The sequence below is a fragment of the Streptomyces sp. NPDC003635 genome (assembly GCF_053587635.1).
This window is the reverse complement of the sequence record NZ_JBSFOK010000048.1, coordinates 1-26,410: the sequence shown is the minus strand read 5'-3', so window position 1 is coordinate 26,410 and position 26,410 is coordinate 1. Positions and strand designations below refer to the sequence as shown.

The following is a 26,410-nucleotide window of genomic DNA, read 5'->3' as shown; positions in this document are numbered from 1 at the left end:
TCGGGAGTGCGAATGGATCTCGATAGGCTGACCACCTACGACGTTGGGAGGATCGAGGACTGATGGCAGGCAACTCGGACCCGCTCACTCCGCGGGCCAAGATCGCCGTGACCGCGGGCAAGGCGGTCGCGGCGGCATCGCGCGCGGCGGGGCGCGGCAGCGGATCGGTGATCGGCGGCCGGGTGGCGCTCAAGCTCGACCCCGACCTCCTCGCCCGGCTCGCGCAGAACCTGGACGTGGTCCTGGTGTCGGCGACCAACGGCAAGACCACGACCACCCGGCTCATCGCGGAGGCGCTGCGCGCCGCGGGCCCGGTCGTCTCCAACGCGCTCGGCGCCAACATGCCCGCGGGCATCACCTCCGCGCTGGCGGGTGGCTCGGAGGCCCGGTACGGCGTCATCGAGGTCGATGAGAAGTACCTCGCCGGCGTGGCCCGGGACACCGACCCGAAGTGCATCGCGCTGCTGAACCTCTCCCGCGACCAGCTCGACCGAGCCGCCGAGACCCGGATGCTCGCCGAGAACTGGCGCGAGGGCCTCGCCGGCTCCAAGGCCGTGATCGTCGCCAACGCCGACGACCCGCTGGTGGTGTGGGCCGCGTCCTCCTCCCCCAATGTGATCTGGGTCGCCGCCGGGCAGATGTGGAAGGACGACGCCTGGTCCTGCCCCTCCTGCGGTGGCGTGATGCAGCGGCCCGGCGACGACTGGTTCTGCGGTGAGTGCGGCTTCCGCCGGCCCACGCCGAGCTGGGCGCTCTCCGGAGATCACGTGCTCGACCCGCACGGCTCCGCCTGGCCCATCCACCTGCAGCTCCCGGGGCGGGCCAACAAGGCCAACGCCGCCTCCTCGGCCGCCGTCGCCGCCGTCTTCGGGGTGCCTCCGCAGGTCGCCCTGGAGCGCATGTACCAGGTGCAGGCCGTAGCCGGACGGTACGACGTCGTGCAGTTCCAGGGGCGCGACCTGCGCCTGCTGCTGGCGAAGAACCCGGCCGGCTGGCTGGAGACGTTCTCCCTGATCGACCCGCCGCCCACCCCGGTGATCCTCTCGGTGAACGCGCGCGGCGCCGACGGCACCGACACCTCCTGGCTGTGGGACGTGGACTACACGCGTCTGACCGGACACCCCATTTGTGTCATCGGTGACCGCAAGCTGGACCTCGCGGTGCGTCTGGAGGTCGCGAACCAGCAGTTCCAGGTGTGCGAGAACCTCGACCAGGCGGTGCAGCAGTGCCCGCCGGGCCGGATCGAGGTCATCGCCAACTACACCGCGTTCCAGGATCTGCGCCGCCGCGTCGGCAACTGACGAACTCAGGGGACTTTTGTGAGCGACAACCAACTGCGGGTCGTCTGGATCTACCCGGACCTGCTGAGCACCTACGGCGACCAGGGCAACGTGCTCGTGGTGGAGCGCCGGGCCCGGCAGCGCGGCCTGGACGTGGCCCGGCTCGACGTGCGCAGCGACCAGCCGATCCCGACCTCCGGTGACATCTACCTGATCGGCGGCGGCGAGGACCGGCCGCAGCGGCTCGCGGCCGAGCGGCTGCGCCGGGACGGCGGTCTGCACCGGGCCGTGGGCAACGGCGCGATCGTGTTCTCGGTGTGCGCCGGGTACCAGATCCTCGGTCACGAGTTCATCAACGACCTCGGCCAGCGCGAGCCCGGTCTCGGTCTGCTGGACGTGGTGTCGACGCGCGGCGAGGGCGCGCGGTGCGTCGGTGACGTGCTCGCCGACATCGACCCGCGGCTCGGCCTGCCCCCGCTGACCGGTTTCGAGAACCACCAGGGCGTCACCCACCTCGGCCCGACGGCCCGCCCCCTCGCCCAGGTCCGCCTCGGCAACGGCAACGGCACGGGCGACGGCACCGAGGGCGCGTACAACGACACGGTCTTCGGTACGTACATGCACGGCCCCGTGCTCGCCCGGAACCCGCTGATCGCCGATCTGCTGCTCAAGCTGGCGCTGGACGTCAACGCGCTGCCGCCGACCGACGACCGCTGGTACGAGGCGCTGCGCAACGAGCGGATCGCGGCCGCGCAGCAGCCCGCGTGACGCACCCGCTCCAGAGGTCCTGAAGCCGCTTTCCAGCGCGCCCTGCCACCGTGCTCACCGGGCCCGCCTGACGGCCTGTCCGCTCACATGTGCGGGCGCGTCCAGCAGGCGGACGCCCGGTACGGTGTCACCCCCTCACGCCGGTAGGGTGGCCGGGATCAAGCCGGACAACGTGGTCCGGTCCCCGGCCCACGTTGAGAAGGTATTTCGGGCTATGCGCATTGGTGTCCTCACGTCCGGCGGCGACTGCCCCGGCCTGAACGCCGTCATCCGGTCCGTCGTGCACCGTGCCGTCGTCGACCACGGCGACGAGGTCATCGGTTTCCGGGACGGCTGGAAAGGCCTCCTGGAGTGCGACTACCTCAAGCTCGACCTGGACGCGGTGGGCGGCATCCTCGCCCGCGGCGGCACCATCCTCGGCTCCTCCCGGGTCCAGCCCTCGCATCTGCGGGACGGCGTGGAGCGGGCCAAGGGGCATGTGGCGGAACTCGGGCTCGACGCGATCATCCCGATCGGCGGCGAGGGCACGCTGAAGGCGGCCCGGCTGCTGTCGGACAACGGCCTGCCGATCGTCGGCGTGCCGAAGACCATCGACAACGACATCGCCGTCACGGACGTCACCTTCGGCTTCGACACGGCCGTGGGCGTCGCGACGGAGGCCCTGGACCGGCTCAAGACGACCGCCGAGTCGCATCAGCGGGTGCTGGTCGTGGAGGTCATGGGCCGGCACACCGGCTGGATCGCGCTGCACTCCGGCATGGCGGCCGGCGCGCACGCCGTGGTCGTCCCCGAGCGGCCCTTCGACATCGAGGAGTTGACCCGCAAGGTCGGCGAGCGGTTCGAGGCGGGCAAGCGGTTCGCGATCGTCGTCGCGGCGGAGGGCGCCAAGCCCGCGCCGGGCTCCATGGAGTTCGACGAGGGCGGCAAGGACATCTACGGCCACGAGCGCTTCGCGGGCATCGCGCGTCAGCTCTCCATCGAGCTGGAGCACCGGCTCGGCAAGGAGGCACGGCCGGTGATCCTCGGCCACGTCCAGCGAGGCGGCACGCCCACCGCGTACGACCGTGTCCTCGCGACCCGCTTCGGGTGGCACGCGGTGGAGGCCGTGCACCGCGGTGAGTTCGGCATGATGACCGCGCTGCGCGGCACGGACATCGTGATGGTGTCGCTGGCCGAGGCCGTCGAGACGCTGAAGACGGTGCCGGAGGACCGGTACGCCGAGGCGGAGTGCGTCCTGTAGTCCGGAACGGAACAACCGGCCCCCGGTCACGATCGTGACCGGGGGCCGTTCTAATGTGGGGGCCGGACAGACTTGCACAACCCCCACGAAACAGGAGCCGCCGGATGGATCACAGCGGGCACGGCATGATGATGGATCTGCCGCCGTTCACGCTGGGGCGGGGCCTCCAGTGGTCGGCGGATCCCTTCTTCCTCGTCGCCTGTCTGGCCGGGCTCGCCCTGTACGGCTGGGGTGTGCTGCGGCTGCGCCGGCGCGGGGACTCCTGGCCGGTGGCGCGCACGGTGTCGTACGTCGTGGGTGTGCTGACCATCGCCCTGGTGATGTGCACCAAGCTGAACGACTACGGCATGGTGATGTTCAGCGTGCACATGGTGCAGCACATGATCATCAGCATGCTGTCGCCGATCCTGATCCTGCTCGGCGCCCCGGTCACGCTGGCCCTGCGGGCGCTGCCGGTGGCGGGCAAGGGCCGCAAGGGGCCGCGTGAACTGCTGCTGGCGCTGCTGCACAGCCGCTACATGCGGATCATCACGCACCCGGTCTTCACCATCCCGCTGTTCATCGCGAGCCTGTACGCGCTCTACTTCACTCCCCTCTTCGACTTCCTGATGGGCTCCCAGGTCGGGCACATCGCGATGATGGTGCATTTCCTCGCGGTCGGTGTGGTGTTCTTCTGGCCGATCATCGGCGTGGACCCGGGACCGCACCGGCCCAACCATCTGATGCGGATGCTGGAGCTGTTCGCGGGCATGCCGTTCCACGCCTTCTTCGGCATCGCGCTGATGATGGCCTCCTCCCCCATGGTCAAGACGTTCGAGAACCCGCCCGCCTCGCTCGGCGTCGACGCGCTCGCCGACCAGAACGCCGCCGGCGGTATCGCCTGGGCGTTCAGCGAGATCCCCTCCGTACTGGTCCTGGTGGCGCTGCTGTTCCAGTGGTACGGCTCCGAGCAACGGCAGGCCAAGCGCAAGGACCGGGCCGCCGACCGCGACGGTGACAAGGAACTCGAGGCTTACAACGCCTATCTGGCCTCACTGAACGCACGGGGAAACTGACCGGGTTCTTCGTTCAGTAGCATGAAGCGCGTCGGGGGAACCGCCGGGGGGAGCGGTGATGCCTTCAGGGTCGTCGACGTCGGGCGTGGGCCGGATCATCGCCGGCCGCTGTCTGCTGCTGCACCGGCTGGGCGGCAGCGGTGCGGGGCGGGTCTGGCTCGCCCATGACCAGAGACTCGGGCGCGAGGTCGCGCTCGCGGAGGTCGGGTCCGGGGAGGTCCGACACACGCCGGGGCTCCGCGACCATCCGCATGTCGTCACCGTGCTCGACGTACTGGAGCACGAAGGGCTGCCCTGGGTCGTCATGGAGTACGTGTCGGGCGCGCTGACCCTGCGCGAGCTGGTCGGGCGCCGCGGCCCGCTCGCCCCCGCGGAGTGCGCCCGCGTCGGGCTCGCCGTCCTGGACGCGCTGACCGCCGGACATCGACGGGACGTGCGCCCGGCGAACGTCCTGCTCGCCCCGGACCGCACCGGCGCCCCCCACGGCAGAGTGCTGCTCTCCGGCCGCGGCTACCCTTCCCCGGACCAGGCGGCACCCGATCTGTTCTCGCTGGGACGCACCCTCTACTACGGCGTCGAGGGGCGGGACCCCTTCGCGGGGGGCACCGAGCAGCCGTGGCCCGCCGTGCGCGCCGGTGCGCTGGGGCCCGTCGTGGACGCGATGCTCGCCCCTGATCCGGCGTTACGGCCGTCCGCGGCCGAGGTGGAGGCGGAGCTGTCGCGGATCGTGGTACCGCAGGCCGAGGAGTACTCCAGGCCCGGTACCGACCCGGGCTCCCAGCCGCAGTGGGCGATCCCGGGACCGCCCGTGTCGCGGTCCCGCGGCCGGCACCGGATCCTGCGCTCCGCGCTCTCCGGGCTGCTGGGGCTGGCGCTGGCCGGAGGCGGTGTCTGGTACGCCGTCGCCGGGCAGGGCGACGAGGGCGGGGTCGCGCCACCGTACGGGGAGGGCGTCGGGCTCGCCCGGGCGCTGCAGGCCGGGGACTGTGTGCTCGCCCACTGGCCGAGGGCCCTGCCGTTCCAGGGAACGCCTCGGCTGACCCTGGATCCGAGCTGCGCGGACAAGGCGCCCCACGGGCAGGTGATGGGGTTCGTCACGGCCACCTCCGCCGAGCAGGCCATGACCGAGGGTCCCGCGCGGTGCGAGCGGCTGACGCAGGAGCTGCGCGGGCGGCTCGCGGACGTACGGGCCTTCGCGGTGGTCCCGACCGAGGCCGGATTCGAGCCGGCCGGACGGCGGACGGCCTGTCTGGTCCTGGGGGCGCACGGGCCGGTGTACGGGCCGCTCGGCGGGCACCGCGCACCCGGTTCGGCCTTCGCGGACCCGGCGACCATGCAGCGCCGCGACTGCCTGGACGTGCGTTCGAAGCAGGAGGTCCGTCTGGTGTCCTGCACGGGCCCGCACGACGAGCAGGTGCTCGGGTTCACCCGTTTGGCCGAGGGTGAGACGCGCGCCATGGCGGACCGGGCCTGCGCCCGTGACGTGGCTCCGCGTGACTACGGATTCGACCCTTCCGTCTATACCGCCGGGTCGTGGACCAGCCGGCGGACCCAGAATTCGGACACACATTTCGTCGTCTGCACTGTCCGGAAGCAGAACCGGGGCACCATGGAGGGGGACGAACCATGAGGAGGGTGTTGCGATGCCCGGTTCTACGGACGGCTCTACGCGGACGATGGGGGTGCTCACCGTCGGCGGACTCGTCGTGGTGACCGCCTACACGGTGGCGCTCGGCAGCAACGGCTGGCTGTGGTTCGGCTGGGTCGTGCTCGGGCTGATCACCCTGGGCATGGTGGTCACCCGCGGCTCGTGACGCTCAGGCGCCGGTCACCCGGCGCGCGGAGTGCACGCCCGGCTGGTACTTGGGCAGCCGGGCGGTGACCTTCATTCCCGCCCCCACGGCGGTCTCGATGACGAGGCCGTACTCGTCTCCGTAGACCTGACGGAGCCGGTCGTCGACGTTGGACAGACCGATGCCGCCCGACGGGCTGATCTCGCCCGAGAGGATTCGGCGCAACAGGGCGGGGTCCATTCCGGCGCCGTCGTCCTCGATGACCACGAGGGCCTCGGCGCCGGCGTCCTGTGCCGTGATGCTGATGCGGCACCGGTCGGTGCCGCCCTCCAGACCGTGCTTGACGGCGTTCTCGACGAGGGGCTGGAGGCAGAGGAAGGGCAGGGCGACCGGCAGCACCTCGGGGGCGATCTGGAGGGTGACGGAGAGGCGGTCTCCGAAGCGGGCCCGCACCAGGGCCAAGTAGTGGTCGATGGCGTGGAGTTCGTCGGCGAGGGTGGTGAAGTCGCCGTGCCTGCGGAACGAGTAGCGGGTGAAGTCGGCGAACTCCAGGAGCAGTTCGCGGGCGCGCTCGGGGTCGGTGCGCACGAAGCTGGCGATCACCGCGAGTGAGTTGAAGATGAAGTGCGGGGATATCTGGGCACGCAGGGCCTTGATCTCCGCCTCGATCAGACGGGTGCGGGACTGGTCGAGATCGGCCAGTTCCAACTGCACGGAGACCCAGCGCGCGACCTCTCCGGCGGCCCGGACCAGGACGGCGGACTCACGGGGCGCGCAGGCGACGAGGGCGCCGTGGACGCGGTCGTCGACGGTGAGCGGGGCCACGACCGCCCAGCGCAGGGGGCAGTCGGGGGTGTCGCAGGTCAGTGGGAAGGCCTCGCCGCGGCCGGACTCCAGCGGCCCGGCGAGTCGTTCCACGATCTCGGCGCGATGGTGTCCGCCCACGCCGTCCCAGGCCAGCACCTCCTTCTGGTCGGTCAGGCACAGGGCGTCCGTGCCGAGCAGCGACCGCAGCCTGCGGGCCGACTTGCGGGCGGTCTCCTCCGTCAGCCCGGCCCGCAGCGGAGGCGCGGCGAGGGAGGCGGTGTGCAGGGTCTCGAAGGTGGCGTGCTCAACGGGTGTCCCGAGCCCGCCCTGACTCTCGGGCCGAGCGGTCCGCCGCCCGAGCCAGAACCCGGCGGCCAGCAGCGGCAGGACGGCAACGCACAGTCCGGCGATGAAACCGCTCATGCCGTCACCTCCGGGGAGCGCTCCGCTCGGGGAGCCGCGCCCTCACGGGGCGCTGCCGCATCGCTCACGCCTTCACCTCCGCCAGTTCCTCGGGCAGATGGAAGCGGGCCAGGATCGCCGCCGTGCCCGGGGGGACACGGCTGGGGGTGGCCAGGGACACCAGGATCATCGTGAGGAAGCCCAGGGGTACCGACCAGAGGGCGGGCCAGGCGAGTACGGCGTGCAGGGCGCCGGCGCCGGGGAATCCGGCCATGGTCGCGGCGACGGCGAGCAGGGCGGAGCCGCCGCCCACCAGCATTCCGGCGGCCGCGCCCTGCGGGGTGAGCCTGCGCCACCAGATGCCGAGCACGAGCAGCGGGCAGAAGGAGGACGCGGACACGGCGAAGGCCAGCCCCACGGCGTCGGCCACCGGAAGGCTGCCCACCAGGACGCTCGCGGCGAGCGGCACCGCCATCGCGATCAGCGTGCCGAGCCTGAAGTGCCGTACGCCCCGGGCGGGGAGGACGTCCTGGGTGAGGACGCCGGCGACGGCCATGGTCAGTCCGGAGGCGGTCGACAGGAACGCGGCGAAGGCGCCCCCGGCGACCAGCGCCCCCAGCAGGTCGCCGCCCAGTCCGCCGATCATGCGCTCGGGCAGCAGCAGGACGGCCGCGTCGGCGTCGCCGGTGAGGGTGAGTTCGGGGGCGTACAGGCGGCCGAGGGCGCCGTATACCGGGGGCAGCAGGTAGAAGACGCCGATCAGGCCGAGCACGGCGACCGTGGTGCGGCGGGCGGCGACGCCGTGCGGGCTGGTGTAGAAGCGGACGACGACGTGCGGGAGGCCCATCGTGCCGAGGAAGGTGGCGAGGATCAGTCCGTACGTGGCGTACAGCGGGCGTTCGCCGCGACTCTCGGCCTGGGAGGGCGAGAGGCTGCCGTCGCGGTCGCGCTCGGCGTCGGGGACGGCGGCGCCCTCGCCGAAGGTCAGCCGGGTACCGGCCGCGATGCGGTGCGTGCCGACGGGGAGTTCGAGCCGCCGCTCGTCGTGGACGCGGCCGTCGACCGTGCCGCTCACGATGACGGTCAGGGGGCGCTCCAGCTTGAGCTCCAGGCTGTCGTCGACGCGGACGACGCGCTGTTCGCGGAAGGCGGCGGGTTCGTCGAAGGCGTGGTGCGGGCCGCCGTCGCTCTGCCAGGCGAGAACCAGGAACAGGGCGGGCACCAGCAGCGCGGTGAGCTTCAGCCAGTACTGGAAGGCCTGCACGAACGTGATGCTGCGCATGCCGCCCGCGGCGACGATGGCGACCACCACCACCGCCACGATCAGTCCGCCGAGTTCGTCGGGCGCCCCGGTCAGCACGGTCAGCGTCAGCCCGGCGCCCTGGAGCTGGGGCAGCAGGTACAGCCAGCCGACACCGACCACGAAGGCTCCGGCCAGCCGGCGCACCGCCTGCGAGGCGAGGCGGGCCTCGGCGAAGTCGGGGAGCGTGTAGGCGCCGGAGCGGCGCAGCGGGGCGGCGACGAAGAGGAGCAGGACCAGGTATCCGGCGGTGTAGCCGACGGGGTACCAGAGCATGTCCGGGCCCTGTACCAGGACCAGGCCCGCGATGCCGAGGAAGGAGGCGGCGGAGAGGTACTCGCCGCTGATGGCGGCCGCGTTGAGCCGCGGGCCGACGGTGCGGGAGGCGACGTAGAAGTCGGAGGTGGTGCGGGAGATGCGCAGGCCGAAGGCGCCTACGAAGACGGTCGACAGGACGACGAGGGCGACGGCTGGGACGGCGTAGTTCTCGTTCACGGCCCCTCAGCGGTCCTGGTCCTCGACGAGGCGGACGAAGTCCCGCTCGTTGCGTTCGGCGCGCCGCACGTACCAGCGGGCGAGGAGCACGAGCGGGGCGTACAGGCAGAAGCCGAGGACGGTCCATTCCAGGCGCTCGGAGTCCGGGATGGTGGCGAACAGCAGCGGGAGCGGGCAGATCAGCAGGCCTAGGACGGCCACCACGGCGAGGGCGGCGCGCAGTTGGGAGCGCATCAGGGAGCGGACGTAGGTGTGGCCGAGGGTGGTCTGTTCGTCGATCTCGGTGCGCGGGCGGTAGTAGCCGGAGGCACGTCCGGTGCGGCGGGGCGGTCCGGTGACGACGACCCGGCGCTCGGCGGGGTCCTGGCCCGGCATGTCAGGGCCTCCTCATCAGCAGGTCCCGCAGTTCCCGCGCGTGGCGTCGGCTGACCTGGAGTTCCTCGGCACCGACGACCACGCTCACCGTGCCCGCGTCCAGGCGGAGTTCGCCGATGTGGCGCAGGGCGACCAGATGGCGGCGGTGGATGCGGACGAAGCCGCGGGAGCGCCAGCGCTCCTCCAGGGTGGACAGCGGGATGCGGACGAGATGGCTGCCCTTGTCGGTGTGCAGGCGGGCGTAGTCGCCCTGGGCCTCGACATGGGTGATCTCCTCGACGGGCACGAAACGGGTCACGCCGCCCAGTTCGACGGGTATCTGGTCGGGGTCGGGCTCGTGCACGGGTATGCGAGGACCGGCGTCGATCAGCTCGGCGGCCCGGCGGACGGCCTCGGCGAGGCGCTCCTTGCGGACCGGCTTGAGGACGTAGTCGACGGCCTTGAGGTCGAAGGCCTGGACGGCGAAGTCCTCGTGGGCGGTGACGAACACGACCAGCGGCGGCTTGGCGAACCCGGTGAGCAGCCGGGCCAGGTCGAGTCCGTCGAGCCCTGGCATGTTGATGTCGAGGAAGACGACGTCGATGGCCTCGGGTCCGGCGGGCCCCGACTCCAGCGCGCGGTTGATCCGGCGCAGCGCCTCGGTGGCGTCCCCCGCGCCCTCCGCGCTGCCCACGCGGGGATCGGCGTTCAGGAGGTACAGCAGTTCCTCCAGTGAGGGGCGTTCGTCGTCGACAGCCAGGGCGCGCAGCATGAACGTGGAGTGTAGGAGCAATTCGTACGCCTGCACACGGGCCGAGTGCGGACGTCGCCGCTGGATAGGGTGCCGCCATGAACAGCAGGCCCAGCCCGTTCGACGAGCTCGACCGGAAGATCATCACCGCCCTGATGGCGAACGCCAGGACGAGTTTCGCCGAGATCGGCGCGGCCGTCGGACTGTCCTCGACGGCGGTCAAGCGACGGGTGGACCGGCTCCGGGAGACCGGTGTGATCACCGGGTTCACGGCCACCGTGAAGCCCTCGGCGCTGGGCTGGCGCACGGAGGCGTACGTCGAGGTGTACTGCGAGGGCGCGGCCCCGCCGCGGCGGCTCGCCGAGGTGGTCCGCAACCATCCGGAGATCACCGCGGCGATGACCGTGACGGGTGGCGCGGACGCGCTGCTGCACGTGCGGGCCCGGGATGTGGAGCACTTCGAGGAGGTGCTGGAGCGGATCCGCGTCGAGCCGTTCATCCGGAAGACGATCAGCGTCATGGTGCTGTCCCATCTCCTCCCGGAAAGCCCGGAAGCGGGCGCCAGCCAGGTGGCACCGGACGGCGCAGCAGACCTGCACTGAAGGGTGCGAGAACGCAGCATTCCTGCGTGAACACGCAGCCCTTGTTCCTTGTCGGGCTTCTCCGTCACTTCCTACCTTGGTGTCAACCCGTCCACACCGCAGGAAGCGGAGGAACCCCTCTGTGTCCGTGAACCGTGTGCAGCGCCGGCGGCGCTTCCTCGTCTGCGAACCCAGACATTTCGCCGTGCAGTACGCGATCAACCCCTGGATGCATCCCGACACCCAGGTCGACGTCGATCTGGCCCAGGAGCAGTGGCGGTCGCTGATCGACGCCTACCGCTCGCACGGCCACACGGTCGAGACCGTGGAGCCGGTCCCGGGTCTGCCCGACATGGTCTTCGCCGCCAACTGCGCGGTCGTGCTGGAGGGCCGGGTCTTCGGCTCGCTCTTCCACGCGCCCGAGCGGCGGCCCGAATCCACCCATTACGACACCTGGTTCAAGGCGTCCGGATTCGACGTCTACCGCCCCGAGTCGGTGTGCGAGGGCGAGGGCGACCTGATCCCGACGGGCCGGTACGTCCTGGCCGGCACCGGTTTCCGCACGACCCGCGAGGCCCATCGCGAGGTGCAGGAGTTCTTCGGCGTCCCGGTGATCGGCCTGACGCTGGTGGACCCGTACTTCTACCACCTCGACACCGCACTGTTCGTGCTCGACGAGGACACGGTCTGCTACTACCCGGAGGCCTTCTCGCCGGGCAGCCGCGAGGTGCTGCGGCGCCTGTACCCGGACGCCGTACTGGCGACCCGCGAGGACGCGATGGCCTTCGGGCTCAACTCCGTCTCCGACGGACTGCACGTCTTCATCGCGCCGGGCGCGACCGCGCTCGCCGACCGGCTGGCCGAGCGCGGCTACGTCCCCGTCCCCGTCGACCTGTCCGAGCTGCTCAAGGCCGGCGGCGGCATCAAGTGCTGCACCCAGGAGATCCGCTGATGACCGCACCCGCACGCACCCGTTCGTCCGCCGACCTGATCCGGGCCGAGGAGCCCGTCCTCGCGCACAACTACCACCCGCTGCCGGTCGTCGTCGCGCGCGCCGAGGGCACCTGGGTGGAGGACGTCGAGGGCCGCCGCTACCTGGACATGCTGGCCGGCTACTCGGCGCTCAACTTCGGCCATCGCCACCCCGGCCTGATCGAGGCGGCCCACCGCCAGCTGGACCGGCTCACCCTCACCTCGCGCGCCTTCCACAACGACAAGCTGGCCGAGTTCGCCGAGCGGCTCGCCGCGCTGACCGGCCTGGACATGGTGCTGCCCATGAACACCGGCGCCGAGGCCGTCGAGAGCGCCGTCAAGGTGGCCCGCAAATGGGCGTACGAGGTCAAGGGCGTCCCCGCCGACCGGGCGACGATCGTGGTCGCGGCGGACAACTTCCACGGCCGTACGACGACGATCGTCAGCTTCTCCACCGACGAGACCGCCCGCAGCGGCTTCGGCCCCTTCACGCCGGGCTTCCGGATCGTGCCGTACAACGACCTGGCGGCGCTGGAGGAGGCCGTCGACGACACCACCGCCGCCGTGCTCATCGAGCCCATCCAGGGCGAGGCCGGCGTGGTCATCCCGGACGACGGCTACCTGGCCGGAGTACGCGAGCTGACCGGCCGCAAGGGCTGCCTGTTCATCGCGGACGAGATCCAGTCGGGCCTCGGCCGCACCGGCCGTACCCTCGCCGTCGAACACGAGTCGGTCGTCCCCGACATGCTGCTGCTCGGCAAGGCGCTGGGCGGCGGCATCGTCCCGGTCTCCGCGGTGGTGGCCCGGCGCGACGTGCTCGGGGTCCTCGGGCCTGGGGAGCACGGCTCGACCTTCGGCGGCAATCCGCTGGCCGCGGCGGTCGGCACGGCGGTGGTGGAGCTGCTGGAGACGGGCGAGTTCCAGCGCCGCGCGACCGAGCTGGGAGTGGGCCTGCGGGACGGGCTGACCGAGCTGGTCGGCAAGGGCGTCGTCGGCTTCCGCGCGCGCGGCCTGTGGGCGGGCGTGGACATCGACCCGGCGGTCGGCACCGGACGCGAGATCGGTGAGCGGCTGATGCGGGAGGGCGTGCTGGTCAAGGACACCCACGGCTCCACGATCCGGCTCGCCCCGCCGCTGACGATCACCGCGGAGGAGCTGGCCGGGGCGCTCGCCTCGCTGGAGAAAGTGCTCGCCTGAGAGGCCGGCGGTCAGCGGACCGTAAGAAGGACACGCCGACGGCCCGGTGGCCGTCCCGTCTCTCCGCTGCCAGGGTGAACACTGGGGTCAGAGGTGGTAGACCACTGACGTAGACCACTCTCAGCGACTCCCAGCGACGGAGAGGTCGGCCGTGGGCAGAGACGAGGAGCACACCACCGAGCGGCATCGGTTCGACGTGGCCGATGCCGCTCCCGTGCTGCTTGACGCCCGGGGCGAGGTGACCTGCTGGCCCGGCCCCGCCCAGCGGCTGCTGGCCCACCCGGCGGCGCACGTGATCGGCCGGCCCGTGGCCGCACTGCTGTCGGACGAGGACGCCGCCCGCGTCCCCGAACTGGCCGAACGCTGTCGCCGGGACGGCGGATGGGCGGGACTGCTGACCGCACGAGACGCGGACGGCCGTCCGGTGCGGATCATGGTGCGGGTCGTCTCGGTGCCGGAACCGGGCGGTCCGTCGCGCTGGCTCGCGCTGTTGTCGGCGATGGAGCAGGCGCCGGGCTGGGACATGAGCCGGCCGGTGCTGGAGCAGATGGTGGCCCGCTCCCCCGTCGGCATAGCGATCGTGGACACCGATCTCAGGTTCGTGTGGTCCAACGCCGCGCTGGAGCAGTTCGGCGGCGGACCGCCGTACCAGCGGCTGGGGCGGCGACTCGCGGACATACAGCCCGGCCTCGACGCGGCAGGCGTGGAGACGCAGATGCGGCGCGTGCTGGAGACCGGCGAGCCGGTCGTCGGCTACGAGCATCTGGGTCATGTGCGCGCCGAGCCGCACCGGGAGACGGCGCACATGATGTCGTTCACCCGGCTCGACGACGAGCAGGGCGCGGCGATGGGCGTCTACTACACGGTCGTCGACGTCAGCGAGCGGCATCGCGCCCGGCAGCGGCTCGCCCTGCTGGACCGGGCCGGCCGGCACATCGGGCGCACCCTGGACGTGGTGCACACCGCCCAGGAGCTGGCGGACGTCGCCGTGCCGAGCTTCGCCGACCTGGTCTGGGTGGACCTGCTGGACTCGGTGCTGCGCGGCGGGGAACCCGCGCCCGGCCCGCTCAGCGACACCGAGCCGGTGCCGCTGCGCCGGACCGGGCACCGCTCCGAGCACGAGGACCAGGCCGTCGGCATCGGCGCCACGGTCACCTACCGCGCCGGGTCGCCGCCGGTCCAGTGCCTGGCCGGCGGGCGCTCCTGGCGCGCCGAGCAACGCGATCCGCTCGCCCGGGACTGGGCGACGGAGGTGCTCGGCCGAGAGGCCACGCTCAGGGATCTCGGGCTGCACAGCGTGATGATCGTGCCGGTGCGCGCCCGGGGCGTCACCCTGGGCATCACCACGTTCGTCCGCAGAAGCCGCAAGGAACCGTTCGACGAGGACGACCTGCGGCTCGCGGAGGACCTGGTCTCGCGGGCCGCGGTCTGTGTGGACAACGCCCGCCGCTACACCCGCGAGCGCGACGCCGCCCTGGTCCTGCAGCGCAGTCTCCTCCCGCACCGGCTGAGCGACCGGGACGCCGTGGAGGTCGCCGCCTGCTACCGGCCCGCCGACGAGCTGACCGGCCTCGGCGGCGACTGGTACGACGTGGTGCCGCTGTCCGGGGCGCGGGTGGCGCTGGTCGTGGGCGAGGTACCGGGGCACGGCATCGGCGCCGCGGCGGAGATGGGGCGGCTGCGTACGGCCGTACGGACGCTCGCGGCGCTGGATCTGCGGCCCGAGGAGGTGCTGGCGCACCTCGACGACCTCGTCGGGCGGTCGCCCCGGGAAGAGGACGCGGCGCCGGGCACGGAGGGTTCCGACACCGTGCGGACGACGGGGTCGGGCTGCGTCTACGCGGTGTACGACCCGGTCGACGGCGGTTGCACGATGGCCGCCGCGGGCCATCCCTCCCCCGCCGTGGTGGGGCCCGACGGCGCGGTCGGCTTCGTCGACCTGCCGCAGGGGCCGCCCCTCGGTGTGGGCGGTCCGCCCTTCGAGGCGGTCGAGCTGCGACTGGCCGAGGACAGCGTCCTCGCCCTGTACACCGACGGTCTGCTGGCCCGCGGGGACGCCCGGGCGACCGAGGCGGACCGCGGCCGGCTGCGGCTTGCCCTGGAGCGGCCCGCCTCCTCGCTGGCCCTGCATTCCCGGGCCGTGGTCGACGCGCTGGTCCCGGTCCGGCCGCAGGACGACGTGGTCCTGCTGATGGCCCGCACCCGGCGCCTCGGCGCCGACCAGGTGGCGGACTGGGAACTGCCGAGCGACCCCGCCGTCGTGGCCGACGCCCGCAAGAGCGCCACCCGTCAGCTGACCGAATGGGGTCTGGAGCCACTGGCCTTCACCACCGAACTGGTCGTCAGCGAACTGGTCACCAACGCCATCCGGCACGCCGCCGGGCCCATCCGGCTGCGGCTGATCAAAGAGCGGACGCTGATCTGCGAGGTCATGGACGGCGGCGCCTCCGCCCCGCATCTGCGCCATCCCCGCGCCACCGACGAGGGCGGCCGCGGGCTGCTGCTGGTCTCCCAGTTCACCCAGCGCTGGGGCACCCGCTTCGCCGCCGAGGGAAAGATCATCTGGGCCGAGCAGTCACTCACGGAGCCGAGGGAGTGATCCACTACTCCGGCGCATATGCCGTACCACGTGCGAAACTGGGGTGATCCCGGTGGTGAGGCGGGAGTCATGAACGAGACGGCGATCGACTACGCGGCGGTCTTCCAGGGCCTGCCGGGCATGGTGGCCCTGCTCACGCCCGACCTGGTCTTCGTGGACGTCAACGAGGACTTCCTCGCCCAGGCCGGCCGCCGGCGCGAGCACGTGGTCGGGCACTACCTCTTCGACGTCTTCCCCGACAACCCCAACAACCCCGCCGCGACCGGCATGCGCAATCTGGCCGCCTCGCTCGCGCGGGTGGTGGCCACCGGCGAGCGCGACGCGATGGCCCTCCAGCGCTACGACGTGGAGTCGGCGGAACGACCGGGGCATTGGGAAGAGCGCTACTGGAGCCCGGTCAACTCGCCGATTCTGGGACCCGACGGCCGGGTCGTGCTGCTGGTGCACCGGGTCGAGGAGGTGACCGAGCTGATCAAGGCCCGCGGTGGCCCCACCGGCAGCTCGGCCCGGGTCCTGGAGGCGGAGCTGTACACCCGGGCCCGCGAGCTCCAGGAGCTCAACGACCGGCTGCGCCAGGCCCACGCCCGCGAGCGCGAGGTCGCACTGGCCCTCCAGGAGGCGATGCTCCCCGCCCGCCGCCAAGTCCGCCACCAGGCCGCCGCCGTGCGCTACCGGCCCGCCGTCGGCGCGCTGAACGTGTGCGGGGACTGGTACGACATGGTCGACCTGGTGGGCGGCAACCGCCTCGGCGTGTCCGTCGGGGACGTGGTCGGGCACGGACTCGCCGCCGCCTGCGCCATGGGCCAGCTGCGCAGCGCGCTCACCGCCGCGTCACGCGTCGCGACCGGGCCCGCCCAGGCGCTCGACGTGCTGGGCAGGTACGCGCATGTCGTCGCCGGCGCGGAATCGGCCACCGCGGTCGTCACGTTCGTCGACTTCGAGCGCCGGACCATCGCCTACAGCAGCGCCGGGCATCCCCCGCCCGCGCTACTGCATCCCAGCGGCCGCGTGGAGTTCCTCGACCAGGCCACCGACCCCCCGCTCGACGCCCGCCCCGACCCGATTCCGCGACCGCAGGCGGAGACCACGTTCACCGAGGGCGCCACGCTCGTGCTGTACACCGACGGGCTGGTCGAACGCAGACGCGAGGACATCTACGCCGGCCTCGCCCGGCTCGCCGACTCCCTCGTCCAGCACTGCCACGAGGACGCGGAGCACCTCGCGGACGCCGTCCTCCTCGACCTGCTGCCGCCCGGCGGCGCCACCGACGACACGGCCCTGGTCGTCGTGCGGCTCTGACGCCCTATTACCTCCGGCCGCGCCCACGCCTACACTGGCACCCCCACAACACGCCTGTTGACCTGCAAGTAGAGGAGCTACTCCTTGTTCTACTACCTGCTCAAGTACGTGTTGCTGGGACCCCTGCTGAGACTGGTCTTCCGCCCCCGCACCGAGGGACTCGAACATGTCCCGTCCTCCGGAGCGGCCATCGTCGCGGGCAACCACCTCTCCTTCTCCGACCACTTCCTGATGCCCGCGATCCTCAAGCGGCGTATCACCTTCCTCGCCAAGGCCGAGTACTTCACGGGCCCCGGCCTCAAGGGCCGCCTGACCGCGTTCTTCTTCCGCAGCGCGGGCCAGATCCCGGTCGACCGCTCCGGCAAGGAGGCGGGCCAGGCCGCGATCCGCGAGGGCCTCGGGGTGCTGAGCAAGGACGAGTTGCTGGGCATCTACCCCGAGGGCACCCGCTCCCACGACGGCCGTCTGTACAAGGGCAAGGTCGGGGTCGCGGTGATGGCGCTCAAGGCCGGGGTGCCGGTGATCCCCTGCGCGATGATCGGCACCTTCGAGGCGCAGCCGCCCGGCAAGGTCATCCCCAACATCCACCCGGTGGTGATCCGTTTCGGCAAGCCCCTCGACTTCTCCCGCTACGCGGGCATGGAGAACGAGAAGGCGGTCCTGCGCGCGATCACCGACGAGATCATGTACGCCATCCTGTCCCTCTCCGAGCAGGAGTACGTCGACGAGTACGCGGCCGTCGTCAAGGCGCAGCAGGCCGCGGCGGGCGAGCACAGGGAGCGCAGGTTCCCGAGGCTGCCGCTGGGCTGACTCCTCGGCTTCACAGGGTCCGCAGCGCTTCGTCCAACTGCCTGCGCAGCAGGCGCGCGTCCGGCGCGACGGCGGTGACGAGCGCGGCGGGCCCGGCGAGCGGGACGAGGGCGGCGGTCTCGGTGAGACAGCGGGCGGTGACCGGTTCCTTCCCGAACTCTGGCCGTGCGACGACGAGTTGGCCAATCGCACGATGCCCCGCGAGTCCCGCCGGTCCGTCCCAGCCACCCGGCGCCCCGGGCCCGCAGGACAGCTCCTGATCCAGCACGACCCGCCCGGCGACACGCAGGGTGAGCCGGCTGGTGAGCCTTCCCGGCTCCTCCCCCACCCGGCCGAGCACCTGCTCCTCGCGCAGCACGAGCCGGGCCGCGGCGCCGAGGTCGACGTGCGTGGTGACGTGCAGGTCGCTGCCACCGGCGGAGATCAACTGCTCGGGCAGCCAGTGCAGTTCGCCGCCGTCGGCGACGGTGAGCCGTACGTCGTAGCGGGCCTCGCCCTTGGCCTGGCCCGGCAGTGCGATGGTCGCGGCGGCGGATCCGACGTACAGCCGGGCGCCGTCCGCCACGTCGGCCTCGACGGCGAACCGGTCACCGCCGAGGGGCCCGCTCATCGCGCCGACGAGCATCACCCGGGCCTCGGATCCGGTGGCGCGGGTGCGTCGCAGCGCGAGCGGCCCGTCGCTCTCCAGCACGGGCAGCGCCGTACCGCCTCGGCCGTCCGCCCGCGCGCCGATCCGGGCGGTGGCCGCGACGCCGCTCGCGATCACGCCGACCACGCGGCGAGCTGCGCGCGCACCCAGTCGGCGACGTCGCGGACTCCGTCCTCGCCGCGCAACGACTGGAAGACGACGGGCAGTTCGGCGCGCTGGGCCTTCGCGTCGGCGGCCATCCGGGCGAGGTCGGAGCCGACGTACGGGGCGAGGTCGGTCTTGTTGATCACCAACAGGTCGGCGGTGGTGACACCGGGCCCGCCCTTGCGCGGGATGTCGTCCCCTCCGGCGACGTCGATCACGAAGATCTGCGCGTCCACGAGCCCCTTGGAGAAGGTGGCGGTGAGGTTGTCCCCGCCCGACTCCACCAGGATCAGCCGCAACGGTCCGACCTCGTCCTCCAGGTCCTCGACGGCCTCGAGATTGGCGGAGATGTCGTCCCGGATCGCGGTGTGCGGGCAGGCGCCCGTCTCGACGGCGGTGATCCGCTCGGGTGGCAGGACGGCCTCGCGCAGCAGGAACTCGGCGTCCTCGCGCGTGTAGATGTCGTTGGTGACGACGGCGAGCGACAGCTCGTCGCGCAGGGCGCGGCAGAGGGCGGCCACGGTCGCGGTCTTCCCGGACCCGACGGGCCCGCCGAGCCCGATCCGCAGAGCACGGCGCGAGCCGTCGGGGCGCCGGGCGTCGGCGCTGACGGCGGGGGTGGCGGAGTGGGAGTGGTCAAGATGCACAACGGCTCCAGGGGTTCTCTCGGATCAGGACGCGAACAGCCTTACGGCCCAGGCGGCATGCGTCTCCGCCCCGATCTCCAGCAAGGGTGAGCTCGCGGCGGGCAGCGCGTCGACCCCCTCGGCGACGACCGCTCGGGCCGCCTCCACGGCCTGGTCCGCGACGAGGTCCAGCTCGGGGGTCAGCCGGGCCAGTACGGCGGTGGCGTCGAAGGGGTCGAGGCTGAGCAGGCGTACGGTCGCGGACGCGGGCCCGCTGACGCTCTCGTACACCGCGCAGTGTGCCGCGTCCAGGGGACCGAGTCCGGCGGCCCGTGCCGCGAGCCCCAACACCACCGGCTGGTGTGCCCCCTTGGGGAACTCCCTTGCCAGGGCGTCGAGTTCGGGCGAAGGCCAGGTCGCCCGTGCCGCCCGCGACAACTGCCTGCCCAGCTTCCGCGCGGTGGCGCGCAGGGCGGGCGAGGGCGTCCGGGCGTCCAGGGCCGAGTCCAGCGCGACGGGATCGGCCCCGAGTACGGCCGCCGCGGCGGCCGCCGCGGCCACCCGTCCCGCCGTGTGCAGCCGCCCACGGCAGAACTCCTGCAGACTCGCCGCCCCGGTCACCCGGCCCGCCTTGACGGCCGCCTCCGCCCCGCCGGAGTGCGCGTGCCCCCCGGCGGGAAAGCGGCCGTCGGCCAGGACGAGAAGTGCCGCCCTGGTCATCAGAAGAGGAAGTAACGCTGGGCCATGGGCAGTTCCCCGGCCGGAGCGGCCTCGACCAGCTCCCCGTCGATGTGCACGGCGAAGCTGTCGGGGTCGATCCGGACGTCGGGCCTGGCGTCGTTCTCCCGCATGTCGGCCTTGGTGACCCCGCGCGTCGACTCGATCCCCACGAACCGCTTCCCCAGCTGGAGCCGCTCCGGCAGCCCGTCCTCGATCGCCAGGGGAGCGACGAAGTTCACGGAGTTCGTGGCGGGCGCCCGTCCGATCGCGCCGAACATCGGCCGGGGAAGGACCGGCTGCGGTGTGGGGATCGAGGCGTTGGCGTCGCCCATCTGCGCGTACGCGATCTGGCCGCCCTTGAGGACGAGTTGCGGCTTGACGCCGAAGAACGCGGGCTCCCACAGCACCAGGTCGGCGAGCTTCCCGCTCTCCACGGACCCGACCTGCCCCGCGATGCCCTGGGCGAGCGCCGGGTTGATCGTGTACTTGGCGACGTACCGCCGCACCCGGTGGTTGTCCGCGCGGCCGTCTCCCGGCAGCGCCCCGCGCCGCCGCTTCATGACGTGCGCGGTCTGCCACGTCCGCAGCACGACCTCGCCCACGCGCCCCATGGCCTGGGAGTCGGAGGAGATGATCGAGATCGCGCCGAGGTCGTGCAGTATGTCCTCGGCGCCGATCGTCGAGGGCCGGATCCGGGACTCCGCGAACGCCAGGTCCTCCGGCACCGCCGGGTTGAGGTGATGGCAGACCATCAGCATGTCGAGGTGTTCCTCGGCGGTGTTCACGGTGAACGGCCGCGTCGGGTTGGTGGAGCTCGGCAGCACGTGGGACTCCGAGACCACGGTCATGATGTCCGGCGCGTGCCCGCCGCCCGCGCCCTCGGTGTGGTACGCGTGGATGCCCCGGCCACCGATGGCGGCGAGCGTGTCCCCGACGAACCCGGCCTCGTTCAGCGTGTCCGTGTGGATGGCGACCTGGATGCCGGTGCGGTCGGCGACCGTCAGCGAGGCGTCGATGACGGCCGGGGTGGAACCCCAGTCCTCGTGCAGCTTCAGGCCCATCGCGCCGCCGCGGATCTGCGACAGCATCGCTTCGTGCGAGACGGTGTTGCCCTTGCCGAGGAAGCCGATGTTGAGCGGGTACTGCTCCATCGCCTCCAGCATCCTTGCCAGATGCCACGGCCCCGGCGTCACGGTGGTCGCCTTGGAACCCTCGGCCGGACCGGTGCCGCCCCCGACGAGGGTCGTGATCCCGGCGGACAGCGCCTCGTCGGCGATCTGCGGGCAGATGAAGTGGACATGGGCGTCGATGGCGCCGGCGGTGAGGATCCGCCCGTTGCCCGCGATGACCTCGGTCTCGGGACCGATCACGAGGTCGGGGTGCACCCCGTCCATGGTGTCGGGGTTGCCGGCCTTGCCGATGCCGGTGATGCGGCCGTCCCGGATGCCGATATCGGCCTTGACGACACCCCAGTGGTCGATGACGACCGCGCCCGTGATGACGGTGTCCGGGGTGCCCTCCGCGCGGGTGGCGCGGGACTGGCCCATGGACTCGCGGATGACCTTGCCGCCGCCGAACACCGCCTCGTCACCGGCGAGTCCGGGACCGCCGGAGCGGTCCTCCTCGATCTCGACCAGCAGATCGGTGTCGGCGAGCCGGATCCGGTCGCCGGTCGTCGGTCCGAACAGGTCGGCGTAGGCGGCGCGCGAGATCTCAGGCATCGAGGCCACCTCCGGTCTCCCCGCGCAGACCGGGCACGATCCGGGCGCCGGCGAGCGGGACGAGTTCGACGTCGACGGGAATGCCGGGCTCGAAACGTACGGCGGTGCCGGCGGCGATGTTGAGTCGCTTGCCCCGGGCCGCGGCGCGGTCGAAGTCCAGGCCGGGGTTGGCCTCGGCGAAGTGGTAGTGGGAGCCGACCTGGACGGGCCGGTCGGCGGCGTTGAGGACGGTCAGCGACGTGACCTCGCGGCCCGCGTTGTAGACGACGGGCCCGTCCGCGAAGAGAACCTCTCCGGGAATCATGGAAGCGCTCCCCCTCAGACGATCGGCTCGTGGACGGTGACGAGCTTGGTGCCGTCGGGGAAGGTCGCCTCGACCTGGACGTCGTGGATCATCTCCGGGACGCCCTCCATCACATCGTCCCGGGTGAGCAGCTTGCGCCCGGAGGCCATCAACTCGGCGACCGTACGGCCGTCGCGCGCGCCTTCGAGGATGTGCGAGGTGAGGAGGGCGATCGCCTCGGGGTGGTTGAGTCTCAGCCCACGGGCCCGGCGCTTCTCGGCCACGTCGGCCGCCACGTGGATCAGCAGCCGCTCTTGCTCGTGCGGGGTCAGTTGCACGTCCCACCTCACAGTCCTCGCCCGGACCGTGCGGGGCCCGGATTGCCGCGACCACCGGCAAAGTCCCTGGTGGCGTGGAGGGAGGCTAGTTGGACCGAGTTTCAAGGAAGTTAACCGAGCCGTGATCCGGTCAGGCGCCCGGCGGCCGCCCCGGCAGGCTCATCAGGGCGCGCAGACCGTCCTGGAGGACCTCGATCGGGATCGGCCCGTGCAGGGACTGCTGCGCGATGAAGCCCTGGACGAGGGCGACCATGGTGCGGGCGACATGTTCGGCGGGAACGTCGGTGCGCATCAGCCCGGCGTCCTGATAGGCCTCCACCACCCGGCCCCAGGCCCCGGTGACCACCTCGTGGACCTCGTCCATGACGGCCGCCAGTTCGCGGTCGCGCACGGTCTCCGCCCAGACCTGCATGATCAGCGGGGGGAAGGCGGCCTTCCCGTCGACGAGCAGGGTGTCCCAGATGCCGAGGGCGCGGCCGAGCACCTCGCCGACCAGCTCGTCCGGGGGCGGGGGCGGGGTCTGCCGGGTGACCTCCTCGAACGCGGCGCGCACCTCCGCGAGGACGCCCTTGACGATCGCGGCGATCAGCTCGTCCTTGCTGCTGAAGTAGCGGTACACCGCGCCGGCCGAGAGGTCGACCTCCTTCAGCACGTCCTGCATGGAGGTGGCGTGAAAGCCGTTGCGGGCGAAGCAGCGGGCGGCGCCTTCGAGGATCTGACGGCGGCGTGCGTCGAGGTGCTCCTGGGATACGCGGGCCATGCCACCGAATGTAAAACGAACATTCCTTCTTGACAAGGGAGCACTTCGGGAGCACGGTGGCTCTGGCCTAAAACGAACGATCCTTCTTTTTAAGTTCCACGCACCACCTCGCACCCGCACCACAAGGGGAAACCATGTCCACGCGCCGCCCACTGATCGCGGTCGTCGTCCTCGTACCGCTCCTCGCGGCCCTCGCCCTGTGGGCCTTCGCCTGGCCCTCCGCCCGCACCGCGCCCCATGACCTGCCGCTCGGGGTCGCCGGCCCCGCCGCTGCCACCGCCCCGCTGGAGCGGCAGCTGAATGAGCACGAGGGGGCGTTCGAGATCCACCGGTACGCCGACGAGGCCGACGCCCGGGACGCCGTCGAGGACCGGTCCGTATACGGCGCGATCGTTGTCACCCCGAAGGCCACCGAGCTGCTCACCGCCTCGGCAGCCAGTCCCCTGGTGGCGCAGTTGCTCCAGGAACAGGTGGGCCGGCAGGCCGCCGCCGAGGGCGCCCGGCTCACGACCGTCGACGTGGTGCCCGCCCCCGAGAACGACCCGCGGGGCGCGACCCTGACCGCGAGCGTGCTGCCGCTCGCGCTGGCCGGCATCGCCGCGGGCGCGATCGTGACGCTGCTCGGGCTGCGCGGCGGGCGGGCGGTGGCCGCCCTGCTCGGCTCCGCCGCGCTGGTGGGCCTCGCCACGACGGCGGTGGCGCACAGCTGGCTGGCGGTCCTTGAGGGCGACTGGTGGGCGGAGGCCGGGGTGTTCGCCCTGGCCACGCTGGCGGTGAGCGGCGCCGTCGCCGGGACGGCCGCGCTGATCGGGTCCGCGGGGATCGGCGTCGCGGCGGGGGTGGTGATGCTGTTCGGCAACCCGTTCTCGGGGGCCGCCTCGGCACCTCAGATGCTCCCCGAGCCGGTCGGCGCGATCGGGCAGTGGCTGCCGCCGGGCGCGGGAGTCAGCGCCCTGCGCTCGACGGCCTACTTCGACGGCGCGGCGGTGACCGGCCCCGCCCTCACCCTGACCTGGTGGGCGGCCGTGGGGCTCGGCGCGGTGGTGCTCGGCGCCCTGCTGAAGCAGCGGGCGGAGGCCAAGCCGGCGCCCGAGCGGGGACTCGCCCCGGCGTCCTAGGCGCCCTAGGAGGCGCCCGGCCCCCTGTGCTCGGCGGCGATGCCGAAACGCTGCCGCTCATGGGGGGCCGTCGTGACTTCGCGGACGCCGGAGACCGCGCTGACCACCTGGCCCTCGGCTGGATCCACGGACTCCGGGAGCTGTTCGAGACGTTCGAGATCGGCGGCGGACACCAAGGCCACGATGGGCTTGCCGTGCCGGGTCACCACGACCCGCTCACCGCCGTACACCACCCGGTTGATCAGGTCGGCGAGCTCAGCCCTCGCTTGCGTCACCGGAATCTCGTAGGCCATGGACCCATCTTAACGGCACGTACGTCCTGTACATTTTTTACAGACGCTGCGCTGCCGCGAGGAGGGTTCCCCATGCCCGAGTTCACCGAACGCACCAGCTCCGGGATCAGGACGACGGATCCGGTCGCCAAGCTGCTGGAGGACCGGATCGTCATGCTCGGGACGCGGGTGGACGACACCACGGCCAACGACGTGGTGGCGCAGTTCGTGTACCTGGAGCGCCAGTCCCCCGACCGGGACATCTCGCTGTACGTCAACTCCCCCGGCGGCCCGTTCAGCGCCATGTCCGCGGTCTACGACACCATGCGGCACGTCTCCTGCGACGTGGAGACGGTCCTGCTGGGCCAGGCCGGCCCCACCGCCGCGGTCCTGCTCGCGGCGGGCACTCCGGGCAAGCGGTACGCCCTTCCCGGCGGGCACGTGGTGCTCCGTCAGCCCGCGCCGCCCGAGCCGCTGGAGGGTCGGGCGAGTGATCTGGCCGTCCGGGCGGAGGAACTGACGCGTGTTCGGACGCTGCTGGAGGAGATGCTGGCCCGGCACACCGGGCGCGACGTGGCGCGGGTGAGCCGGGACATCGAGCGCGAGAAGGCGCTCGACGCGCAGGGGGCGCTGGAGTACGGCCTGGTGGACCGGATCGTCCCGAGCCGCGCGGTCTCGCGCACCGCACCCGGCGCGAGGTGAGCCGCGGATGCTGCCACCGGAACTGCCGCCGCTGCCCGCCCTGACACGTGCCGAGGGCGAGCTGATCGACCGTTACCTGGATGTCGTCGATCTGCTCGGGCGGATCAACCCCGCCCACCACGGGGACACCTACCGTGGGCTGCGCGCCGCCCAGGCGTTGGTGGCCAGGGCGGCCGAACTGCGGGACGCGCTGGCGCTCATGCACGCGCGGGGCGAGACCGAGGTGCACGCCCCCACCCTGGCGCGTGCGCTGCGTGTGCTGGACGGCGAGCGCCGCACGGCTCGGGTCACGGTGCCTCCGCGCTCGGACAGTTGACGCAGGCCGGCGCGGTCCGGACACCCGGCCCCGACCTCGCGGCGTCCGGGCGGGAGTTGAAACGGACCAAAGGAGGTACCCCCTCTTGGCGTAGTCGCGTCTCCTTTTTCGGGCCCTTCGAGGTTGCGCAACGCGCGTAGCCCGAACACCGAATCTGACGTTTCGTCGCTGGTCCGGGCATCCCCCGTTGCCTCGACGCTAGTTCGAACGGAGCAGTGTCCACCCGAACGGGTGAGTGGTGACTAACACCACAAATCCTCGGTTCCGTTGGGATTTTCGGACATCCGTGAGCCAAGATCCCTGTCTGACGACAAGCCCCCGCCACAGCGGCGAGGCGATCCGGGCGGACGCCGAGTCCTGCCGCCGCCCGGATGACCGGTCGACAGGAGTGGATCGGCAGGAGTGGAGGACCCAGGCAAGACGGGTCGCCGGCACGGAACCTCGTGCCGAGCAGCCCTTGGGGTGAAGCCGCAGCAGCGGCCGGGCAACTTCGCCAGCCCGAATCCGACAGGTCATCCTTCACAGGCGGCTGACGAAGGGTTGCGCATGACTGCGCTCAATCGTGTCCCGTCGCTGATGGCCCGGGCCGGAACGGCCTCTGCCCTCACGATCGCCGCCGTGGGCGGTTCGATCGTGGCTCCCGGCCTCTCCGCGGAAGCGGAGGCGGCCACGCCGGCGTCGAAGGCACTCCAGGTCGCGGCCTCCAAGCAGGGCTCCCCGTACAAGTGGGGTGCCGTCGGCCCGCACCGCTTCGACTGCTCCGGTCTCACGCTCTACTCGTACAAGAAGGCGGGCAAGAAGCTGCCTCGTACGGCGGCCCAGCAGTACAACAAGACGCGCCACATCTCCGCCAAGAGCCGCAAGGCCGGCGACCTCGTGTTCTTCCACTCGGGGTCGAACGTCTACCACGTCGGCATCTATGCCGGGAAGGGGAAGATCTGGCACTCCCCGAAGACCGGGGACGTGGTGAGGCTGCAGAAGATCTGGACCAAGAGCGTCTGGTACGGCCGGGTGCGCTGACCGGCCGCCCGTCGGGGCGGCGGCGTCCCTGACACGCC

Annotated in this window: 28 protein-coding genes and 1 riboswitch; of the genes, 16 read left to right on the top strand and 12 right to left on the bottom strand. The window is 72.0% G+C overall.

The window, feature by feature from the left end; all coding sequences use genetic code 11:
- Positions 1 to 62: 62 nt before the first annotated feature.
- The 6 genes from ACWDRW_RS32805 (at position 63) to ACWDRW_RS32780 (ending at position 6,157) form a co-directional block, all read left to right on the top strand.
- Positions 63 to 1,301, top strand: coding sequence for a MurT ligase domain-containing protein (locus tag ACWDRW_RS32805; RefSeq protein WP_451729703.1), 1,239 nt, complete (start codon positions 63 to 65; stop codon positions 1,299 to 1,301).
- Positions 1,302 to 1,319: 18 nt separating this feature from the next.
- Entirely contained in the window at positions 1,320 to 2,048 is a 729-nt protein-coding gene (locus ACWDRW_RS32800; protein ID WP_451729700.1) for a type 1 glutamine amidotransferase, read from the top strand.
- A gap of 214 nt (positions 2,049 to 2,262) precedes the next feature.
- Complete coding sequence (locus ACWDRW_RS32795) at positions 2,263 to 3,288, top strand: 6-phosphofructokinase (protein WP_451729697.1); 1,026 nt, start codon at positions 2,263 to 2,265, stop codon at positions 3,286 to 3,288.
- A gap of 104 nt (positions 3,289 to 3,392) precedes the next feature.
- Positions 3,393 to 4,343: a cytochrome c oxidase assembly protein gene (locus ACWDRW_RS32790; protein WP_451729694.1), complete on the top strand. Its 951-nt coding sequence runs from the start codon at positions 3,393 to 3,395 to the stop codon at positions 4,341 to 4,343.
- A 58-nt stretch (positions 4,344 to 4,401) separates the two neighbouring features.
- A complete protein-coding gene (locus tag ACWDRW_RS32785; RefSeq protein ID WP_451729691.1) occupies positions 4,402 to 5,973 on the top strand; it encodes a septum formation family protein in 1,572 nt (523 codons plus the stop codon).
- Positions 5,974 to 5,986: 13 nt separating this feature from the next.
- Positions 5,987 to 6,157, top strand: a complete 171-nt coding sequence (locus tag ACWDRW_RS32780) for a hypothetical protein (RefSeq protein WP_186282554.1) — start codon at positions 5,987 to 5,989, stop codon at positions 6,155 to 6,157.
- 3 nt (positions 6,158 to 6,160) lie between these two features.
- Here the strand turns inward: ACWDRW_RS32780 and ACWDRW_RS32775 are convergent, their stop codons facing one another.
- From ACWDRW_RS32775 to ACWDRW_RS32760, 4 genes are all read right to left on the bottom strand, one after another.
- Positions 6,161 to 7,366 carry a sensor histidine kinase gene (locus ACWDRW_RS32775; RefSeq protein WP_451729688.1) on the bottom strand — a complete coding sequence of 402 codons (1,206 nt, stop codon included), beginning with the start codon at positions 7,364 to 7,366 and terminating at the stop codon, positions 6,161 to 6,163.
- Between the two features lie 64 nt (positions 7,367 to 7,430).
- The gene (locus ACWDRW_RS32770; RefSeq protein WP_451729685.1) at positions 7,431 to 9,140 is read right to left on the bottom strand and encodes a sodium/solute symporter; all 1,710 of its coding nucleotides are present in this window, start codon (positions 9,138 to 9,140) and stop codon (positions 7,431 to 7,433) included.
- A 6-nt stretch (positions 9,141 to 9,146) separates the two neighbouring features.
- Positions 9,147 to 9,515, bottom strand: coding sequence for a hypothetical protein (locus tag ACWDRW_RS32765; RefSeq protein WP_451729682.1), 369 nt, complete (start codon positions 9,513 to 9,515; stop codon positions 9,147 to 9,149).
- 1 nt (position 9,516) lies between these two features.
- Positions 9,517 to 10,266, bottom strand: coding sequence for a LytR/AlgR family response regulator transcription factor (locus ACWDRW_RS32760; RefSeq protein ID WP_451729679.1), 750 nt, complete (start codon positions 10,264 to 10,266; stop codon positions 9,517 to 9,519).
- 77 nt (positions 10,267 to 10,343) lie between these two features.
- Here ACWDRW_RS32760 and ACWDRW_RS32755 point away from each other — a divergent pair, with 77 nt between their 5' ends.
- The 6 genes from ACWDRW_RS32755 to ACWDRW_RS32730 all read left to right on the top strand — a co-directional run bounded on the left by ACWDRW_RS32755 (position 10,344) and on the right by ACWDRW_RS32730 (position 17,703).
- Positions 10,344 to 10,847: an Lrp/AsnC family transcriptional regulator gene (locus ACWDRW_RS32755; RefSeq protein WP_451729676.1), complete on the top strand. Its 504-nt coding sequence runs from the start codon at positions 10,344 to 10,346 to the stop codon at positions 10,845 to 10,847.
- A gap of 121 nt (positions 10,848 to 10,968) precedes the next feature.
- Complete coding sequence (gene ddaH, locus ACWDRW_RS32750) at positions 10,969 to 11,778, top strand: dimethylargininase (RefSeq protein ID WP_451729673.1); 810 nt, start codon at positions 10,969 to 10,971, stop codon at positions 11,776 to 11,778.
- Complete coding sequence (rocD, locus tag ACWDRW_RS32745; protein ID WP_451729670.1) at positions 11,778 to 12,995, top strand: ornithine--oxo-acid transaminase; 1,218 nt, start codon at positions 11,778 to 11,780, stop codon at positions 12,993 to 12,995. The genes ddaH and rocD overlap by 1 nt, the downstream gene beginning before the upstream one ends.
- A gap of 151 nt (positions 12,996 to 13,146) precedes the next feature.
- Positions 13,147 to 15,594, top strand: coding sequence for a SpoIIE family protein phosphatase (locus ACWDRW_RS32740; protein WP_451729668.1), 2,448 nt, complete (start codon positions 13,147 to 13,149; stop codon positions 15,592 to 15,594).
- A 69-nt stretch (positions 15,595 to 15,663) separates the two neighbouring features.
- Entirely contained in the window at positions 15,664 to 16,893 is a 1,230-nt protein-coding gene (locus ACWDRW_RS32735; protein ID WP_451729665.1) for a PP2C family protein-serine/threonine phosphatase, read from the top strand.
- Between the two features lie 84 nt (positions 16,894 to 16,977).
- Positions 16,978 to 17,703: a lysophospholipid acyltransferase family protein gene (locus ACWDRW_RS32730; protein ID WP_451729662.1), complete on the top strand. Its 726-nt coding sequence runs from the start codon at positions 16,978 to 16,980 to the stop codon at positions 17,701 to 17,703.
- Between the two features lie 10 nt (positions 17,704 to 17,713).
- Here ACWDRW_RS32730 and ACWDRW_RS32725 read toward each other — a convergent pair whose 3' ends face one another.
- The 7 genes from ACWDRW_RS32725 to ACWDRW_RS32695 form a co-directional block, all read right to left on the bottom strand.
- Complete coding sequence (locus tag ACWDRW_RS32725; protein ID WP_451729784.1) at positions 17,714 to 18,469, bottom strand: urease accessory protein UreD; 756 nt, start codon at positions 18,467 to 18,469, stop codon at positions 17,714 to 17,716.
- Positions 18,466 to 19,143, bottom strand: a complete 678-nt coding sequence (gene ureG, locus ACWDRW_RS32720) for an urease accessory protein UreG (protein ID WP_451729660.1) — start codon at positions 19,141 to 19,143, stop codon at positions 18,466 to 18,468. The genes ACWDRW_RS32725 and ureG overlap by 4 nt, the downstream gene beginning before the upstream one ends.
- 24 nt (positions 19,144 to 19,167) lie before the next feature.
- On the bottom strand, positions 19,168 to 19,842 hold the full coding sequence (locus ACWDRW_RS32715) for an urease accessory protein UreF (RefSeq protein WP_451729657.1): 675 nt from the start codon (positions 19,840 to 19,842) through the stop codon (positions 19,168 to 19,170).
- Positions 19,842 to 21,563 carry an urease subunit alpha gene (locus ACWDRW_RS32710; protein WP_451729654.1) on the bottom strand — a complete coding sequence of 574 codons (1,722 nt, stop codon included), beginning with the start codon at positions 21,561 to 21,563 and terminating at the stop codon, positions 19,842 to 19,844. The genes ACWDRW_RS32715 and ACWDRW_RS32710 overlap by 1 nt, the downstream gene beginning before the upstream one ends.
- Positions 21,556 to 21,867 carry an urease subunit beta gene (locus tag ACWDRW_RS32705; protein ID WP_451729651.1) on the bottom strand — a complete coding sequence of 104 codons (312 nt, stop codon included), beginning with the start codon at positions 21,865 to 21,867 and terminating at the stop codon, positions 21,556 to 21,558. The genes ACWDRW_RS32710 and ACWDRW_RS32705 overlap by 8 nt, the downstream gene beginning before the upstream one ends.
- A 14-nt stretch (positions 21,868 to 21,881) precedes the next feature.
- The gene (locus ACWDRW_RS32700) at positions 21,882 to 22,184 is read right to left on the bottom strand and encodes an urease subunit gamma (protein WP_451729649.1); all 303 of its coding nucleotides are present in this window, start codon (positions 22,182 to 22,184) and stop codon (positions 21,882 to 21,884) included.
- Positions 22,185 to 22,314: 130 nt separating this feature from the next.
- Entirely contained in the window at positions 22,315 to 22,944 is a 630-nt protein-coding gene (locus ACWDRW_RS32695) for a TetR/AcrR family transcriptional regulator (RefSeq protein ID WP_451729646.1), read from the bottom strand.
- Positions 22,945 to 23,078: 134 nt separating this feature from the next.
- Here ACWDRW_RS32695 and ACWDRW_RS32690 point away from each other — a divergent pair, with 134 nt between their 5' ends.
- Positions 23,079 to 24,062, top strand: coding sequence for an ABC transporter permease (locus ACWDRW_RS32690; RefSeq protein WP_451729644.1), 984 nt, complete (start codon positions 23,079 to 23,081; stop codon positions 24,060 to 24,062).
- Between the two features lie 5 nt (positions 24,063 to 24,067).
- On the opposite strand, the gene ACWDRW_RS32685 is transcribed toward ACWDRW_RS32690, so the two are convergent.
- Positions 24,068 to 24,355: a type II toxin-antitoxin system Phd/YefM family antitoxin gene (locus ACWDRW_RS32685; RefSeq protein ID WP_451729641.1), complete on the bottom strand. Its 288-nt coding sequence runs from the start codon at positions 24,353 to 24,355 to the stop codon at positions 24,068 to 24,070.
- A gap of 72 nt (positions 24,356 to 24,427) precedes the next feature.
- On the opposite strand from ACWDRW_RS32685, the gene ACWDRW_RS32680 reads away from it, so the two are divergent.
- The 3 genes from ACWDRW_RS32680 to ACWDRW_RS32670 all read left to right on the top strand — a co-directional run bounded on the left by ACWDRW_RS32680 (position 24,428) and on the right by ACWDRW_RS32670 (position 26,372).
- Positions 24,428 to 25,036 carry an ATP-dependent Clp protease proteolytic subunit gene (locus tag ACWDRW_RS32680; protein ID WP_451729639.1) on the top strand — a complete coding sequence of 203 codons (609 nt, stop codon included), beginning with the start codon at positions 24,428 to 24,430 and terminating at the stop codon, positions 25,034 to 25,036.
- 7 nt (positions 25,037 to 25,043) lie between these two features.
- Positions 25,044 to 25,352 carry a hypothetical protein gene (locus ACWDRW_RS32675; protein ID WP_451729636.1) on the top strand — a complete coding sequence of 103 codons (309 nt, stop codon included), beginning with the start codon at positions 25,044 to 25,046 and terminating at the stop codon, positions 25,350 to 25,352.
- A gap of 416 nt (positions 25,353 to 25,768) precedes the next feature.
- Positions 25,769 to 25,895: riboswitch (cyclic di-AMP (ydaO/yuaA leader) on the top strand.
- Positions 25,896 to 25,898: 3 nt separating this feature from the next.
- A complete protein-coding gene (locus ACWDRW_RS32670) occupies positions 25,899 to 26,372 on the top strand; it encodes a C40 family peptidase (protein WP_451729633.1) in 474 nt (157 codons plus the stop codon).
- The last annotated feature ends 38 nt before the right edge of the window (positions 26,373 to 26,410 follow it).